Source organism: Archangium gephyra, assembly GCF_042230915.1.
Classification (GTDB): domain Bacteria; phylum Myxococcota; class Myxococcia; order Myxococcales; family Myxococcaceae; genus Archangium; species Archangium gephyra_B.
The window spans coordinates 9,948,682-9,964,263 of the sequence record NZ_CP102578.1 but is presented as its reverse complement, the minus strand read 5'-3'; the positions used below and the strand labels follow the sequence as shown (position 1 = coordinate 9,964,263).

Below are 15,582 nucleotides of genomic sequence, written 5' to 3'. Positions count from 1 at the left end.
CAGAAAGGCCTGTGCATGCTGCTGCAGGGCAAGAAGCTCCTCATCACCGGAGTGCTCACCCCCCAGTCGCTCGCCTACGGCATCGCCGAGCACGCGCTGGAGCAGGGGGCGGAGATCGTCCTCACCGGTTTCGGCCGGGCGCGCTCGCTCACGGAGCGCAGCGCGAAGCGCCTCAAGGCGGGGACCGAGGTGCTGGAACTGGACGTCACCAACCCCGCCCACTTCCCCGCCCTCACCGAGGCGCTGCGGCAGCGCTGGGGCCGGGTGGACGGCGTGCTGCACTCCATCGCCTATGCCCCCGAGGACGCGCTGGGCGGCAACTTCCTCAACACCCCCTGGGAGAGCGTCCAGACGGCATTCCGCGTCTCCACCTTCTCCCTCAAGGAGTTGGCCGTGGCGGCCATGCCGCTGATGACCCAGGGCGGCTCCATCGTCACCCTGGACTTCGACAACCGGGTCGCCTGGCCCATCTATGACTGGATGGGCGTCTGCAAGGCCGCCCTGGAGGCCACCGTGCGCTACCTCGCCCGGGACCTGGGCCCCAAGGGCATCCGGGTCAACGCCCTGGCCGCCGGCCCGCTGGCCACCATAGCGGCCAAGGGCATCCCTGGTTTCAAGTCCCTGGAGAAGGGCTGGGGTGCCCAGGCCCCCCTGGGGTGGGATGCGCGCAACAGCCACGACATGGTGGCCCGCACCGCCTGTGCCCTCCTCTCGGACTGGCTGCCTTCCACCACGGGCGAAATGGTGCACGTGGACGGTGGTTACCACGCCATCGGCGCCCCGCCGGTGGACGCCGAGGAGGACAAGCAGGGAGGCGGGGAGAGCGGTTCTCCCCCCTCGGCTGGCTGATCGCTTCACGGGGGGACGGGCTCGCTCGTCCCTCTAGAGTCCGAGATTCTCTCGCCCCCGCTTTTGCTGGATGGCGAGGACACGCTACAGTCTGATTGTTTCCCTCAGCCGGATCCCGATCTCCGGGCCTCGGCAGGAGCCTGGGTTTGAGCGCCAACATCCTACTCGTGGATGACAGCCCGACCGTACGCAACATCCTCAAGATCTATCTCATGAACCTGAAGATGGGGTTCGTCGAGGCAGAGGATGCGACGCGGGCACTGCAGCTGCTCCGGCTGGTGCCGGTGAAGCTGGTCATCGCGGACATCAACATGCCTGGCATGGACGGCATCACCTTCGTCAAGCAGGTGCGCCAGAGCCCCTTGGCTCAGGTGCGAGACGTTCCGGTCATCCTGCTGACGGGTGAGCGGGGCGGCGACCTGCGTCAGCGGGGCGTCGAAGCCGGTGCCAATGCCTTCATCAACAAGCCGGTCTCGCACCACGATCTGACAGAGACCGTGCGCAAGTTCCTCGCGCAGAATTGAGAGCCGAGCCGTGAGCCTCCCGTCCCTGCTCCTCGTCGATGACAGTGATGCCATCCTCGCGCTCGAGCGCGCGATCCTCTCTGGCCATTACGCGCTGAATACGGCGAGCAATGGCAAGGAGGCGCTCGAGAAGGTGGCCCGTGTGCAGCCCGCCGCCATCCTGTTGGACCTCTCCATGCCGGAGATGGATGGCGACGAGGTGCTCAAGCGGCTCAAGGCGGATCCCGCCACCGAGCCCATCCCCGTCATCATCATCTCCTCGGAGGTGGCGCGCGCCGAGGCATGCCTGGCGCTGGGCGCGGAGCTGTTCCTGGCCAAGCCCTTCCGCGCCGATGAGCTGCTGAGCGCGGTGGAGAACGCGCTGGCCAACGCGCGGCGCCGGGCCCGCCAGGGCTCGTTGGCCCTGCTGCGGCTGACGGTGGGAGGGCTGGAGTTCGCCATCCCGCTGGACTGCGTGCGCCAGGTCATCCTTCAGCCCGCCACGCGCCCGCTGCCGATGGGGCCGGGCTACATCTCCGAGTTCTTCGAGCTGCGAGGCCAGCCGGTGTGCGTGCTGGACTTGGCTCGCCGGCTGGAGGTGGCGCACCGGGAGACCGTCGAGGAGCGCAAGCTGGTCATCCTGGAGATCGAGAGCGTGCTGCTGGCGCTGAGCGTGGACTCGGTGCAGGACCCCGAGGAGTACCAGTCCTCGGACATCGACCGGCGCGACCGCGTGGGAGGTTCCGATCACGGTCAGCTGCGAGACACGCTGGTGGGCATGCTGAGGGCCGGTGAGCGGCCGGTGCCCATCTTCGATCCGAAGGCTTTTGCCACTCAAGAGTTGTTGCGCGAGGCCGTGGGAGTGTTGCGGCCGGCGGGGGTGGAGCGCAGCGCATGAGTTCGGGGGTGGAGCCTCAGCAGGTGCTCGCGCGGGCGCGTGAGGTCGTCTCGTCGTGCACGGGTTTCCGTGACACGGCCATCTCGCCCACGGCGGTGGACCGAGTCGTGCGCGCGGAGCTGGCGCGGGGCCGTTCCGCGTCGGAGTTGCTGGCGGAGCTGCAGCGTCCGGGTGCGCCCCTGGCGCGGGCGCTGCTGGACGCCGTGCTGGTGGGGGAGACGTACTTCTTCCGCCACCCGGAGCAGTTCCGCTTCCTGGCCTACGAGGCGGTGCCCGCCGCGCTGGCCCGGGGCACCCTCACCCTGCGCGGGTGGAGCGCCGGCTGCGCCTCGGGCGAGGAGACCTACTCCATCGCCGCGTGCTTGTTGAACATGGCGCCTCCGGGCGTGCGCGTGGAGGTGCTCGGCACCGACCTGCACGAGGGTCGGCTGGAAGCGGCGCGCCGGGGCACGTACGGCAACTGGTCCCGCCGCGAGGCCGGGCCGCTGCTCCATCCCCTCTACCAGGAGATCGCCGACGGCCGGGTGAGCATCCTCGACTCCGTGCGCTCCGTGGTCCGCTTCGCCCAGGGCAACCTGCTCGAGCCGCTGCACGAGATGTACGGCAGCTTCGACGTCATCTTCTGCCGCAACGTGCTGACGTACTTCTCCCCGGACGCGGTGCAGGTGGCGCTGGGCCACCTGGCGCGGGCGCTCGTCCCGGGTGGCTTCCTGCTGCTGGGCACCGTGGAGGTGGATCATCCGCCCGCGGGGCTGGTGCGCGTGGGCGCTCCGGAGCTGCAGGCCTTCCGCCGTCCGCTGCCCCGGGAGCTGACGCCTGCGCCGACGCCCAGGCCCACCACCGTGCCGCAGCCCGAGCCCTACCGGGCCGCCCTGCGTGTCGCTCCGACGCCGCCGCCTCCTCCCCCGCCCAGCGCCGTGGAACTGCACACCGAGGCGCTCCAGCGCATCGAGAGCGGCGATGAGACTGGCGCCGCCACCCTTCTGGAGAAACTGTTGCAACAGTTCCGTGACTACCTTCCCGGCATGCTGGAGCTGGCCCTGCTGCGCGAGCGCGCCGGGGCCCGCGAGGCTGCCTTCGCCCTCATGCACACCGTGCGCGACAACGCCGCCCGGCTCCCGCCGGATCTGACCATCGAGGGGCCCGAGCCCCTTCCGGCCCGCTTCTACCGGGCCTCCGCTGACGCCTTCCTCACGCTGGGAGCCATCGAATGACATCCCCCAACCGAGGCCCCGAGGAGGTCCAGGATCAGGAGATCCGTTCCATCCTGGAGGAGCGTGCGACGCGCCTGCGTGGACGCTCCGACGGCTCCGCCGACGAGACCCTGCTCATGGTGGCCGAGTTCCCCCTGGGCGAGGAGCGCTACGCCATTCCCCTGGAGTCGCTGCGCGCGGCGCTGCCGCTGCGCCTGGTGACGCCGGTGCCCCTGTCCCAGCCGCACGTCATCGGCGTGCTGCGCTACCAGGGCTCGGTGCTCGCCGCGCTCAGCCTCGCCGCGATGCTCGGCGGCCATGGCTGGCGGCAGGATCCCGCCGTGCTGCTCGTGGTGGACCGGGGTGACGGCGAGCTGTGCGCCCTGGACTGCGAGGCCATTCCTCGCCCGCTCAGCCTGCCCACCGCGGCGGTGGAGGCGGCGCGCACCCATTCGGAAGGTCCGGTGACGGAGATCCTCTTGAGCAACAACCGTCAGATCATCCACCTCATCGACCTGCCGCGCCTCTTCGCGCGTGGCACCGCGGCCGGGGGGGCTCGCAATGCCGGTTGATCCCATGCTGCAGAGCCTGGTGGCGGGCTTCTCCACCGAGGCGCAGGAAGTCTGTCAGAAGGTCACCCTGGACCTGCTCGATCTGGAGCGGGAGGGCATCGACAACGAGGCGCTGGCCAAGGTGTACACGCGCCTGGCGCGGCACCTGCACACCCTCAAGGGCAGTGCCGCCAGCCTCGGGCTGCAGGATCTGAGCGCCATCGCGCACAAGCTGGAGGATGCCCTCGCGCCGCTGCGCAAGGACATCAAGCCCATGCCGCGGCCGATGGTGGACATGCTGCTGCACGGGCTGGACCTGTTCCTGCTGCGTGCGCAGGCCCACGCGGAAGGCCGCGGGGAGGCGCTGCCGGATCCCACGGCGGCCCTGGCGCAGCTCGTGGCGGACGCGCCGCCCCCCGAGGAGGCCGCGGAGGGCATGGTCATGGAGGCCGCTCCGGCCCATGCGCCCGCCGCCACGCTGGCGCCCGCGCAGGCCGCTGCGTCCCAGGCGGCCGCGTCCGCGGCGGCGGACGAAGACACGGCGGTGGAAGCCAGCTGGCGCGTGGCCGCGCACCAGGTGACGGCGCTGATGCGCGAGGTGGAGCGCCTGCGTGAGTTCCGCATGCGCCTGGAGGATCGTCTGCGCGACATCTCCAAGGCGGTGGAGCTGCTGACGGCGCGCGAGCTGCTGGCGCCCACGGCCCGCGCCCGTGCGGTGCTGTCCTCGGTGACGGCCGGCGTGCGCTCGGACGGCCACGAGGCCTCCGACATCGTGGACAGCCTGGAGGAGGGCCTCAAGTCCATCACCACGCGCCCGGTGCGCACCATCCTCGAGCCGCTGCAGCGCATGGTGCGCGACCTGTCGCGCCAGCTGGGCAAGCAGGCCCGGCTCTCGGTGGTGGGCGCCGAGGTGTCGCTGGACCGCCGGCTGCTCGAGAAGCTCAAGGGTGCCATGGTGCACCTGCTGCGCAACGCGGTGGACCACGGCATTGAAATGCCGGACGAGCGCGAGCGCGCCGGCAAGCACCACGAGGGCGCCCTCACCCTGCGCGTGGAGCAGCAGGGCAACATCCTCGTCCTGGAGCTGAGCGACGACGGGCGCGGCATCGACGTGCAGCACGTGCGCGCGTCGGCCGAGCGCAAGGGGCTCATCACCGCGGACGAGGGCGCGCGGATGCACGAGGCGCAGCTGCGCGACCTCATCTTCCGCCCCGGCTTCAGCACCCGCACGGACGTCACCGACACCTCGGGCCGCGGCGTGGGCCTGGACGCGGTGCGCTCGGCGGTGGAGGCCATGCAGGGCCGTATCGAGGTGGTCAGCACCAAGGGCTCGGGCACGCGCTTCATGCTCACCCTGCCCATGGAGCTGGGCAGCTCGCCGGTGCTCACGGTGCGCACCATCGACTCGCAGGTGGGCCTGCCCATGCTGGCGGTGGAGTCCACCCAGCTGGCCAGCCCGGAGAACCTGCGCATCGGCCGCATGAAGACGCAGCTGGACTACAACGGCCAGCTGGTGCCGGTGGTGGACCTGGGCGCGCGCATGGGGCTGCGCGCCTCGGCGCCCCCGTCCGAGGGCCAGCCGCTCATCATCGTCCAGAGCGGCGGCAAGCGCATGGCGCTCGCGGTGGACGCGGTGGTGGGTGACCGCGACCTCGTCATCCGTCCGCTGCCCGCCGAGGTGCGCGATGTGCCCGCCTACCAGGGCGCGGCCATCCTCAGCCGCGGCGAGCTGCTGCTCATCCTGCGCCCCGGCTGGGTGGTGACCGATTCCACCCCGACGACGGTGGCCATGCCGCAGAGCCGCCGGGCCCTCGTGGTGGACGACTCTCTCACCGCGCGCGCCCTGCACCGGGCCATGCTGGAGGCCGGTGGTTTCACCGTGCACCTGGCCTCCAGTGGCGCCCGCGCCATGGAGCGGCTGCAGACGGAGACCTACGACGTGATCATTTGCGACCTCGAAATGGAGGAGATGAACGGGACCGAGCTGATCGCGAAACTGCGCACGCAGCCGGACACCAAGGAGGTTCCCGTCATCCTCGTCTCCGCCAACGACAGCGCGGGCGCCCGTTCGCGCGGGCTGTCGGCGGGCGCGGACGGTTACCTCAGCAAGCGTGAGTGCGCCGCGGGCCGCCTGTTGACCGAGGTGTTGGACGTGATGAGCCGGAGAGGTGCACGCGCATGAGCAGCGGCAAGGAGCCCATTCGCGTCCTGGTGGTGGACGACTCCCCCACGATGGCCGACGCAGTCAGCGCGCTGCTGACGGATGATCCACGCATCGAGGTGGTGGGGCGGGCCAATACGGGAAGCCGGGCGGTGACGCTGGCGCGGCTGCTGCGCCCGGACGTCATCACCATGGATCTGTTGATGCCGGACCTGGACGGGCCGGCGGCCATCGCGGCCATCATGGCCGAGGCGCCGGCGCGCATCCTGGTGGTGAGCGCCGTGGCGGACCAGCGCAACCTGGACGTGTGCTTCCAGGCGATGAGCGCGGGTGCCCTGGAGCTCATCGGCAAGCCGACCGTCACCAGTGGCGATGAGCTGCGCCGCTGGGGCCGGCAGCTGGCCGAGTCGGTGTGCCTGATGGCGGAGGTGCCGGTCATCTCCCGGCGCATCCGCCCGCCCTCCCCGCCGCCGGCCGTCACCGGGGCGCGGGTGGACATCTTCGGCCTGGCGGCCTCCACCGGCGGGCCTCCCGCGCTGTCGGAGGTGCTCTCGCGCCTGCCGGCGGACCTGCCCGTGCCCATCGTCATCGCCCAGCACATCACCGAGGGCTTCACCCCCGGCATGGTGCGCTGGCTCTCCCAGGTGACGTCCCTCAAGGTCGTCATCGGCAAGGAGGGTGAGCGCCTGGAGCCGGGCCGCGTGTACTTCCCGCTCGACGGGCACGATCTGACGGTGGAGGGCAACGGGGTGGTGCGGCTGACGCGCACGCGCGGCGGACCGTGCCCCTCGGGAGACCTGCTGCTGTCCTCGCTGGCGCGCACCTATGGCAGCCGCGCCGGCGGTGGAGTCCTCACCGGCATGGGCGAGGATGGGGCTCGCGGCCTGCTGGACATCAAGAAGGTCGGCGGCGTCACCTTCGCCCAGGACGAGACGTCCTCCGTTGTCTTCGGCATGCCCCGGGTGGCCATCGAGCTGAAGGCGACGGACCGGGGCGTGCCCCTGTCCGCCATCCCCGACATCATCCGCATGAGCTGCCGCCGCCCCCCCTCCATGCCCAACAGCCGTCCTTCCGGCCCGGAAGGTGTGGCTTGAGCCCCGTTTCGTGCCGGTCCGTCCGTCCGGCCCCGTCCTTCTCCCCTGAGGAGCTTCCGTGAGTACCCCCGCTACCTCGAATCAATCGCTCGGCATCGGCCCCAAGATCGTTCTCATCACAGCGGGGGTCGGTGTCGCCATCGCCATCCTGCTCACCGTGGTCGCCGCCGGGCGGCTGCGCGGCAACCTCGTGGACAGCACCGTCAGTGAGGGCAAGGCGATCGCCATCGGCTTCACCGCCGCCGCCGAGCGGGCCTCGGCCGACGGCGCCACCTCGCTGCAGCCCCTGCTCAACACGTTCCGTGACGTGGAGGGCGTGGGCTACATCTACGTGGTGGACAGCGCCAACAACGTGCTGGCCAGCACCTTCTCCGAAGCGGCGCCCCCGACGCTGCTCAACGCCAACAGCCTGCAGTCCGGGGAGCTCACCAATGGCCAGCGCGTGAAGGTGCAGGAGCTGGTGGAGGTGACGCTCGACGGCAGCCGGATGGCCGCCGCCGATGTGGCCGCTCCGCTGGCCGGCGGCATGCGCGGCGTGGTGCACGTGGGCATGAAGCACGACAACGTCGGCCGGCAGCTCAACCGGCTGTGGGCGACCATGATGGGCCTGGGCCTGCTCATCGTCCTGGGCGGCATCGCGGCGGTGTCCATGCTGAGCCGCTCCATCGTGGCCCCGCTGCGCGAGCTGGCCGACGTGGCCGCTCACATCGTCGAGTCCGGTGACCTCACCCGTCCCGTGCCGGTGTCCGCCTCGAGCGAGGTGGGCCTGCTCGCCCGCTCCTTCGCGCAGATGGTGGACCGCCTGCGGTCGGTGACGCAGAACCTCCAGCAGGCCGCCGAGGCCCTCAACGCCTCCACCGAGCAGCTCAACACCTCCGCCGCCGAGCAGTCGCAGACGGTCTCCCGCCAGGCCTCCGCCCTTCAGGAGACGCAGGTCACCGCCCAGGAGATCCGCCAGACGAGTCTCCTGGCCGCCCAGAAGGCCGACTCGGTGCTCTCCGTGGCCGAGCGCGCCGACGAGCTGAGCCGCGCCGGCGAGGCCGCCCTGGAGCAGACGCTCGTGGGCCTCAACGACATCCGCACCCAGGTGCAGGAGATCGCCGGGAAGATTCTGGAGCTGGGCGAGCGCACGGTGCAGATCGGCAGCATCACCCAGACGGTGAAGGACCTGGCCGACCAGTCCAACATGCTGGCGCTCAACGCCGCCATCGAGGCCGTCCGCTCCGGCGAGCACGGCAAGGGCTTCGGCGTGGTGGCCCGTGAAATCCGCGCCCTGGCCGACCAGTCCATCGAGTCCACGGACCGCGTGCGCGAGCTGCTGGACGATATCGGCAACTCGGTGGCCATGGCCGTGCGCATCACCGAGCGCGGCTCGCAGCGCATGGAGGCGGGCCTGGAGCAGGTGCGCACCTACGGCAAGAACCTGCGCGAGCTGTCCTCCATCATCCAGGACAACGCCGCCGCCGTGCGGCAGATCGCCGCCGCCGTGGGCCAGCAGAACGTGGGCATCAACCAGATCACCACCGCCGTGAGCGACCTGTCCAAGATGATGGACGAGACCGTGTCGCGCATCGGCGCCACCGGCGAGGCCGCCACCACCCTGCAGATCATCGCCGACCAGCTCAGCAGCGCGGTGAAGACCTACCGGGTCCAGTAGTCCGCCACCCGGAGGAAAGACGAAGGGCCAGGGGAGGGGAGACCCTCCGACCTGGCCCTTGTCGTTTCCCGGCTCCCTCTCCCTTTGGGAGAGGGTGGGGGTGAGGGTCTTCGCTTCTACGCCGCGGGGGCCGGCGCCGGAGCGGGCAGTGCCTTGAGCTTCAGGCCCTCGCCCTCCACGTCGAAGCGCGCGATGCCTCCGCTCGCCAGCTCGCCGAAGAGCAGCGCCTCGGCCAGCGGCTTCTTGAGCGTGTTGTCCACCAGCCGCGCCATGGGCCGCGCGCCGAAGGCCGGGTCGTACCCGTTCTCCGCCAGCCACGCCCTCGCCGCCGGCGTCAGCTCCAGCTTCACGTTCTTCTCCGTGAGCATCTTCTGGAGCAGCCCCACTTCCTTGTCCACCACCTTGAGGATGACCTCGGGCGGCAGTCCGGAGAAGAGCACCCACCCGTCCAGGCGGTTGCGGAACTCCGGCGTGAAGGTGTTCTCAATCGCCTTCTTCGCCCGCTGCCCGTCCGCCGGCGCCTGCTTGTCCCCGAAGCCGATGGACTTGGTGCTCATCTCCCTCGCTCCCGCGTTCGTCGTGAGGATGAGGATGATGTTGCGGAAGTCCGCCTTGCGGCCGTTGTTGTCCGTCAGCGTCGCGTGGTCCATCACCTGGAGCAGGATGTTGAAGAGGTCCGGGTGGGCCTTCTCAATCTCGTCCAGCACCAGCACCGCGTAGGGGTGCTTGCGGATGGCGTCGGTGAGCAGCCCGCCCTGGTCGAAGCCCACGTAGCCCGGAGGCGCGCCGATGAGCCGGCTCACCGTGTGCTTCTCCGAGTACTCGCTCATGTCGAAGCGCAGGAACTCCACGCCCAGCACCGCGGCCAGCTGCTTGGCCAGCTCCGTCTTGCCCACGCCCGTGGGGCCCGAGAAGAGGAAGCTGCCAATCGGCTTCTCCGGCGCGCGCAGTCCGCTGCGCGCCAGCTTGATGGCGTCCACCACTGACTTGATGGCCGTCTCCTGCCCGAAGATGACCTTGTTGAGCTCCGGCTCCAGGTTCTTGAGCTGCACGCCCTCGCTGGCGGACACGCTCTTGGCCGGAATGCGCGCCATCTTCGAGATGACGGCCTCCACGTCCGCCACCGTCACCTTCCCGGTGCGCTGGCCCTCGGGCTTGAGCCGCTCGGCCGCGCCCGTCTCGTCCACCACGTCGATGGCCTTGTCCGGCAGGAAGCGGTCGTTGATGTGCTTGGCGCTCAGCTCCGCCGATGCCCGCAGGGCCTCCGTGTCGTACTTCACCCCGTGGTGGTCTTCGTAGCGGCTCTTGAGCCCCTCGAGGATGAGGATGGTGTCCTCCACGCTCGGCTCGCCGACTTCAATCTTCTGGAAGCGCCGCGACAGGGCCCGGTCCCGCTCGAAGGACGCCTTGAACTCCTGGTACGTCGTCGAGCCGATGCAGCGCAGCTTGCCGCTGGCCAGCGCGGGCTTGAGCAGGTTGGACGCATCCATGGAGCCGCCGCTGGTGGCCCCCGCACCGACGATGGTGTGGATTTCGTCGATGAAGAGGATGGCGTCCGGGTGCTCCTGCAGCGCCTTGAGCACGCCCTTGAGGCGCTCCTCGAACTGGCCGCGGAACTTGGTGCCCGCCAGCAGCGCGCCCATGTCCAGCGAGAAGATGACCGAGTTCTTCAACACCTCGGGCACCTTGCCCTCGTGGATGTGCAGCGCGAGGCCCTCGGCGATGGCCGTCTTGCCCACGCCCGTCTCGCCCACGTAGAGCGGGTTGTTCTTGCGGCGCCGGCACAGCACCTGGATGGTGCGCTCCAGCTCCTTCTGCCGCCCGATGAGCGGATCGATCCGGCCCAGCTTCGCCTCTTCGTTGAGGTTGGTGGTGTAGGCCTCCAGGGGGCTCTTGCGCGGGCCGCCCTCACCCTCCTCGTCCTCGCCCGCGGGCATGCCGCCCGCGCGCGGGGCGCTCTCGCCAGCCCCCTCGGAGGGCGAGTCGCCGTCCTTGGAGATGCCGTGGGAGATGAAGTTGAGCAGATCCAACCGGGTGAGCCTCTCCTCCTGCAGCAGGTAGAGGGCCTGGCTCTCCTCCTCGCGGAAGAGCGCCACGAGGATGTCCCCACCGTCGATGAACTTCTGCTCGGCGGACAGGGCGTGCATGGCGGCGCGGTGCAGCACCCGCTCCACGCCGATGGTCTGCTGCGGTTCGGCGTCCACCCCCTCGGGCAGCCGCTCGACGGTCTCCTCCAGGAAGCCTTCCAGGCGCTCCTGGAGCCGTTTGACGTTGGCCCCGCAGCCCTTGAGCACTTCGCGCGTGCGGGTGTCCTTGGTGAGCGCGAGCAACAGGTGCTCGAGCGTGAGGTACTCGTGCCGCATCCGGCGCGCCCCGTCCATCGCGTTCCGGAAGCTGTCCTGCAATGCCTTGGCGATCAGCGGTCCTGCCACGGTCTCAACCTTCCTCTGGTTCCATCGAGAGACGCAGCGGGAAGCCATTCTCCCGCGCCGCCGCCTCCACGGTCCGTATCTTCGTCTCGGCGACCTCGAACGTATAAACGCCCGCCACGCCGACTCCGTTGTAATGAACGTGCAGCATGATCTGCACGGCGTCCGTCTCGGATTTGTGGAAGACCTCCTTCAGGACGGCCACCACGAACTCCCGGGTCGTGTAGTTGTCGTTGTGTAGGAGTACCTTGTAGAGCGTGGGCCGCTTGAGCTTCTTCTGCGGCACCGTCTCCGTGACAACGTTGGAATCCGGGTCGTACTTCTCTCGGGACATGGTCTCCCTCTAACGAGTAGGGGGCAGCAACGGCCCCCGCTTGAATCCTGTTTCGGCCCGCCACCGGGGCAGGCCAGCCAGCACGGCCGCCCGTTCGTGCTCCAGGAAGGAGCGTACAGCCCGGTCGACCCCTGGGTGGAAGAGCAAGTGAGCACTTCGGGTGAGGCTCGGCTCGAAACCCCGGGTGAGCTTGTGCTCGCCGCCCGCGCCCGGCTCGAAGCGCTCCAGCCCCCGGGCGATGGCGTCGGCCACCGGGTGGTAGAGGCACATGTTGAAGTGGAGGAAGGGGTGCTCCTCGAGGCAGCCCCAGTAGCGGCCGTAGAGCGTCCGGGGCCCCAGCAGGTTGAAAGCCCCCGCCACCAGCCGGCCCTCCCGGCGGGCCTCCACCACCTCGCAGGCGTGGGAGAAGCTGGAGAGCATCCGCGCGAAGAAGTCCCGGGTGAGGAAGCGCATGCCCCACGGGTACTTGTCCACCGTGGAGGCATACAGGCGGTAGAGGTCGTCCGGGTCCACTCCAGCCAGCTCGCCCCCCCGGAGGGTGCGCAGGGTGAGGCCCTGGGCGGCCGGGGCCCTCAGCTCCCGGCGCAGCTGGTTGCGCCGCCTTGTGTGGAAGCGGGCGAGGAAGTCCTCGAAGGAGCCATAGCCCGTGTTGCGCCACTGGTACTGGACGCCCAGGCGCACCGCGTAGCCGGCGGACTCCAGGACGGTGGCCTCGGCCTCGGTGGGGAAGAGGACGTGGACGCTGGAGAAGTGCTCGGCGCGGGCATACTCCAGGGCGGCGCGGGCCAGCTCCGCCTCCCGGGCGGCCCGGTCCTCCTCCGGTGCCACCAGCAGACGGCGGCCGGTGACGGGGGTGAAGGGGACGGTCAGCACCAGCTTGGGGTAGTAGCGCACGCCCAGCCGCTCGGCGGCCGTGGCCCAGGCCCCGTCGGCGACGAACTCGCCGTAGCTGTCGTCCTTGAGGTACGCGGGGGCCGCCGCCACCAGCCGGGAGCCCCGCCACAGGGTGAGGTGGCGGGGGTGACAGCCCACGTGGGACCCCACGCTGCCACTCTCCTCCAACGCCGCGAGGAAGGCCCACTCCAGGAAGGGGCGGGCCGCGTCGTCGAGCAGCGCGTCCCAGGCTCCCTGGGGAACCTCGGTGATGGCGCGATGGATGCGCAGGGTGGGCGGCAGCGGGTCGGACATCGTCGAGCGGCGGCAGCCTATAACGGCCACCCCGCGGAGCCGCCAGCCCGCTCGAGGACGACGTCGCCGCCTACTTGCCCCGGGTGAGCTCGGCGGCGAGGAAGCGGCCCACCTCGGCCAGCCCGGCCTGGGCGCGCTGCCGGCCCTCGGGCGACTCCATCACCCGGCGCGCGGCCTCGCTGGCGGTGCCGGCCTCCAGGTCCGCGAGCACCAGGAAGGCACTCCACGCGGGCGTCAGCTCCGCCACCCGCCCGGGGCGCGTCGGCCGATCCTTCAACGTGGTGGCCACCTTCTCCAGCAGGCCCTCGTCGTCGAGCCGCTTGGACTTGCCCCGCATGGCCGTCCACGCCTCCTCCAGCAGCGAGGGCAGCAGCCGGCCCTGGAGGGCGGAGGAGAGCCGTTGGGAGGCCTCGTCCTCGTCGATGTTATGGGCGCGCGCGTAGGTGGGGATCAGCTTCGCCACCACCACCGGGCGCGTGGCCAGGTGTGCCAGCCGGGGGGGATAGGCCATGGCGTGCCTCCCTACCAGCGCACGAGGAGGCGGAAGCCCTGGTGCGAGCGATCCTCCACGCTGACGATGGGCTGCACGTGGGCCCGCTCCAACGCCACCTCGAGCGCGCCGGCGATGAACTCCGGGCGGTTGTGCGTGTCGGGGATGGTGACGCGCCGGGCGCGCTCGCCCACCGCGACCAGCTGCACCTCCAGGTCCGGCCGCCCCATCATCGCCAGGTAGCGCGGCAGCCGCTCCACCACGCGCGCCGCGCCAATCATGGGCAGCGCCACCGCGGCCACCCGGCCCACCAGCGTGTCCGCGAAGCCCTGGGTCAGCTTGCGGCCGAGGATGCGGTAGGCCTCCGCGTCGCTCAGCTCCCCGTACGCCAGGTCCCTCGCCAGCGCCACGCACCGCTTCCACACCTGCACCGGGTAGTCCACCTCGGGGCACTTGGGGTCGTACCCCTCGGCGGCCAGCGCCCGGGCCAGCTGGCCGTTGGGCTCCAGGCCCCGGACGAAGAGGCCTTCGAAGACGCTCGACGGGATGCGCGGCTGCGTTGCCACTCTGGGGGTTTGCGCCAGCAGACTCGAGCTCTCCATGGGACGTCTCCCCCGGTTGGACTCCCAACCGTTCTCTCAGCTTAGCATGCCTGAACGGTGAATCACTGAAGTCGGGTAAAATTCTGATTGTCAGATAAAACAATCCAGGAGGGGGATAACCCCCCCAGCTCGCGGTTGCCACGGGCGGGCGGGCGGCTTAGAGGAAGGGCACAGGAGAGATTTCCACATGTCGGTGAACATCCAGCTCGAGTGGACGCCCAACCCCAGCACGTTGAAGTACGTGGTGGACCGGCGGCTCGTGTCGTCCGGTGCGGTGAACATCACGAGCAAGCAGGCGGCGGAGGAGAAGTCGCCGCTGGCGCTCAAGCTCATGAGCATCAAGGGCGTGATGGCGGTGATGGTGGGCAGCAACTTCGTCACCGTCACCAAGGGCGACGAGGGCGAGTGGGACGAGCTGAACGACGCGGTGATGGCCACGCTGGACGAGCACCTGACGGCGGGGCTGCCCTCGGTGAACGAGGAGGCCCTGGCGGCGGCGCGCACGACGGCGGCGGAGGGGGGCTCGGTGGAGGCGCGCATCCAGGACATCCTGGACGCGGAGATCCGCCCGGCGGTGGCCCAGGACGGTGGCGACATCACCCTGGACCGCTTCGAGGAAGGCATCGTCTACCTGCACATGAAGGGCGCCTGCGCGGGCTGCCCCTCGTCCACGGCGACCTTGAAGATGGGAATCGAGACGCGGCTGCGTGAGCTCGTTCCCGAGGTCACCGAGGTGGTGTCCGTCTGAGGCGGCAGGTCAAAGGCAAGCAGGTCCGGCGGGAGCTGTTGCCGGACCAGTCCAAGGAGCTGCTGCGAGAGCTGCACCTGCTCACGCGCGAGGGCAACCTCAACGCGGACGCGCTGCGCAAGCTCAAGCAGGTCAACCACCTGGTGGGCCTGGTGCGGCCGGCCATGGAGGACGTGCAGGCGCGGCATGAGGCGCCCGTGGTGGTGGACGCGGGCAGCGGCAACGCGTACCTGGGCTTCATCCTCTACGAGCTGTTCCTCAAGGACGCCGAGGCGGGCACGCTGCTGAGCGTCGAGGGGCGGCCGGAGCTGACGCAGCGCGCGAAGGAGCGGGCGGGGCGGCTGGGCTTCGGGCGGATGGAGTTCCAGACGGCGCACCTGGAAGAGGCGCAGTGGCCCGAGCGCATCCACGTGCTCATGGCGCTGCACGCGTGCGACACGGCGACGGACGACGCGCTGGCGGTGGCCATCCAGAAGGGCGCGGACCACGTGGCGGTGGTGCCGTGCTGCCAGGCCGAGGTGGCCCAGCAGCTCAAGGAGAGCAAGCAGGCGGTGGACTCGACGCTGGCGCTGCTCTACCAGCACGCGTGGCACCGGCGGGAGTTCGGCAGCCACCTCACCAACGTCATCCGCGCGCTGACGCTGGAGGCCTTCGGCTACCAGGTGACGGTGACGGAGCTGACGGGCTGGGAGCACTCGCTGAAGAACGAGCTGATTCTGGGCCGGCGCGTGCACCGGGAGAACCGGCAGGCGCGCGCGAAGCTGGAGTCGCTGCTGGGCTCCTTCGGGGTGCGGCCCAAGCTGGCGCGGGTGCTGGGCGTGGAGCCCTCGCCGCGGACGCCTGCCTCAACCCCCTGAGCGCGAGACGGGCTTCGAGCCCGTGGGG

Annotated in this window: 15 protein-coding genes; 10 read left to right on the top strand and 5 right to left on the bottom strand. The window is 70.3% G+C overall.

Annotation, left to right across the window (positions count from 1 at the left end; translation table 11 throughout):
* The first annotated feature begins 15 nt into the window (after nucleotides 1-15).
* From fabI to NR798_RS39145, 8 genes are all read left to right on the top strand, one after another.
* Nucleotides 16-849 (top strand): enoyl-ACP reductase FabI, encoded by an 834-nt coding sequence (gene fabI, locus NR798_RS39180; RefSeq protein ID WP_375767681.1) that lies wholly within the window; start codon nucleotides 16-18, stop codon nucleotides 847-849.
* 146 nt (nucleotides 850-995) lie between these two features.
* The gene (locus NR798_RS39175; RefSeq protein WP_043405934.1) at nucleotides 996-1,373 is read left to right on the top strand and encodes a response regulator; all 378 of its coding nucleotides are present in this window, start codon (nucleotides 996-998) and stop codon (nucleotides 1,371-1,373) included.
* A 10-nt stretch (nucleotides 1,374-1,383) separates the two neighbouring features.
* Nucleotides 1,384-2,250: a response regulator gene (locus NR798_RS39170; protein ID WP_375767680.1), complete on the top strand. Its 867-nt coding sequence runs from the start codon at nucleotides 1,384-1,386 to the stop codon at nucleotides 2,248-2,250.
* Nucleotides 2,247-3,464 carry a CheR family methyltransferase gene (locus NR798_RS39165; RefSeq protein ID WP_375767679.1) on the top strand — a complete coding sequence of 406 codons (1,218 nt, stop codon included), beginning with the start codon at nucleotides 2,247-2,249 and terminating at the stop codon, nucleotides 3,462-3,464. The genes NR798_RS39170 and NR798_RS39165 overlap by 4 nt, the downstream gene beginning before the upstream one ends.
* Nucleotides 3,461-4,015 (top strand): chemotaxis protein CheW, encoded by a 555-nt coding sequence (locus tag NR798_RS39160; RefSeq protein ID WP_375767678.1) that lies wholly within the window; start codon nucleotides 3,461-3,463, stop codon nucleotides 4,013-4,015. Before NR798_RS39165 ends, NR798_RS39160 begins: the two co-directional genes overlap by 4 nt.
* Nucleotides 4,005-6,176 (top strand): response regulator, encoded by a 2,172-nt coding sequence (locus NR798_RS39155; protein ID WP_375767677.1) that lies wholly within the window; start codon nucleotides 4,005-4,007, stop codon nucleotides 6,174-6,176. The genes NR798_RS39160 and NR798_RS39155 overlap by 11 nt, the downstream gene beginning before the upstream one ends.
* A complete protein-coding gene (locus NR798_RS39150; protein ID WP_375767676.1) occupies nucleotides 6,173-7,249 on the top strand; it encodes a chemotaxis protein CheB in 1,077 nt (358 codons plus the stop codon). Before NR798_RS39155 ends, NR798_RS39150 begins: the two co-directional genes overlap by 4 nt.
* Before the next feature lie 58 nt (nucleotides 7,250-7,307).
* Nucleotides 7,308-8,906, top strand: coding sequence for a methyl-accepting chemotaxis protein (locus tag NR798_RS39145; RefSeq protein ID WP_375767675.1), 1,599 nt, complete (start codon nucleotides 7,308-7,310; stop codon nucleotides 8,904-8,906).
* Nucleotides 8,907-9,022: 116 nt separating this feature from the next.
* On the opposite strand, the gene clpA is transcribed toward NR798_RS39145, so the two are convergent.
* The 5 genes from clpA to NR798_RS39120 all read right to left on the bottom strand — a co-directional run bounded on the left by clpA (nucleotide 9,023) and on the right by NR798_RS39120 (nucleotide 13,949).
* The gene (gene clpA, locus NR798_RS39140) at nucleotides 9,023-11,338 is read right to left on the bottom strand and encodes an ATP-dependent Clp protease ATP-binding subunit ClpA (protein ID WP_375767674.1); all 2,316 of its coding nucleotides are present in this window, start codon (nucleotides 11,336-11,338) and stop codon (nucleotides 9,023-9,025) included.
* A gap of 4 nt (nucleotides 11,339-11,342) precedes the next feature.
* The gene (locus NR798_RS39135; RefSeq protein ID WP_375767673.1) at nucleotides 11,343-11,669 is read right to left on the bottom strand and encodes an ATP-dependent Clp protease adaptor ClpS; all 327 of its coding nucleotides are present in this window, start codon (nucleotides 11,667-11,669) and stop codon (nucleotides 11,343-11,345) included.
* Between the two features lie 9 nt (nucleotides 11,670-11,678).
* Nucleotides 11,679-12,857 carry a GNAT family N-acetyltransferase gene (locus NR798_RS39130; RefSeq protein ID WP_375767672.1) on the bottom strand — a complete coding sequence of 393 codons (1,179 nt, stop codon included), beginning with the start codon at nucleotides 12,855-12,857 and terminating at the stop codon, nucleotides 11,679-11,681.
* A 70-nt stretch (nucleotides 12,858-12,927) separates the two neighbouring features.
* Nucleotides 12,928-13,368 carry a hypothetical protein gene (locus NR798_RS39125; protein WP_375767671.1) on the bottom strand — a complete coding sequence of 147 codons (441 nt, stop codon included), beginning with the start codon at nucleotides 13,366-13,368 and terminating at the stop codon, nucleotides 12,928-12,930.
* Nucleotides 13,369-13,379: 11 nt separating this feature from the next.
* Nucleotides 13,380-13,949 (bottom strand): DUF2378 family protein, encoded by a 570-nt coding sequence (locus NR798_RS39120; protein WP_375767670.1) that lies wholly within the window; start codon nucleotides 13,947-13,949, stop codon nucleotides 13,380-13,382.
* A 187-nt stretch (nucleotides 13,950-14,136) separates the two neighbouring features.
* Here NR798_RS39120 and NR798_RS39115 point away from each other — a divergent pair, with 187 nt between their 5' ends.
* Nucleotides 14,137-14,697 carry a NifU family protein gene (locus tag NR798_RS39115; protein ID WP_375767669.1) on the top strand — a complete coding sequence of 187 codons (561 nt, stop codon included), beginning with the start codon at nucleotides 14,137-14,139 and terminating at the stop codon, nucleotides 14,695-14,697.
* Between the two features lie 38 nt (nucleotides 14,698-14,735).
* Nucleotides 14,736-15,554: an SAM-dependent methyltransferase gene (locus NR798_RS39110; RefSeq protein WP_375767668.1), complete on the top strand. Its 819-nt coding sequence runs from the start codon at nucleotides 14,736-14,738 to the stop codon at nucleotides 15,552-15,554.
* Nucleotides 15,555-15,582: the final 28 nt, after the last annotated feature.

Coding starts and splice junctions, on each gene's coding strand:
- fabI (WP_375767681.1), top strand. CDS start 16: ATGCTGCTGCAGGGCAAGAAGCTCCTCATCACCGGAGTGCTCACCCCC.
- NR798_RS39165 (WP_375767679.1), top strand. CDS start 2,247: ATGAGTTCGGGGGTGGAGCCTCAGCAGGTGCTCGCGCGGGCGCGTGAG.
- NR798_RS39160 (WP_375767678.1), top strand. CDS start 3,461: ATGACATCCCCCAACCGAGGCCCCGAGGAGGTCCAGGATCAGGAGATC.
- NR798_RS39155 (WP_375767677.1), top strand. CDS start 4,005: ATGCCGGTTGATCCCATGCTGCAGAGCCTGGTGGCGGGCTTCTCCACC.
- NR798_RS39150 (WP_375767676.1), top strand. CDS start 6,173: ATGAGCAGCGGCAAGGAGCCCATTCGCGTCCTGGTGGTGGACGACTCC.
- NR798_RS39135 (WP_375767673.1), bottom strand. CDS start 11,669: ATGTCCCGAGAGAAGTACGACCCGGATTCCAACGTTGTCACGGAGACG.
- NR798_RS39130 (WP_375767672.1), bottom strand. CDS start 12,857: ATGTCCGACCCGCTGCCGCCCACCCTGCGCATCCATCGCGCCATCACC.
- NR798_RS39125 (WP_375767671.1), bottom strand. CDS start 13,368: ATGGCCTATCCCCCCCGGCTGGCACACCTGGCCACGCGCCCGGTGGTG.
- NR798_RS39120 (WP_375767670.1), bottom strand. CDS start 13,949: ATGGAGAGCTCGAGTCTGCTGGCGCAAACCCCCAGAGTGGCAACGCAG.
- NR798_RS39115 (WP_375767669.1), top strand. CDS start 14,137: ATGTCGGTGAACATCCAGCTCGAGTGGACGCCCAACCCCAGCACGTTG.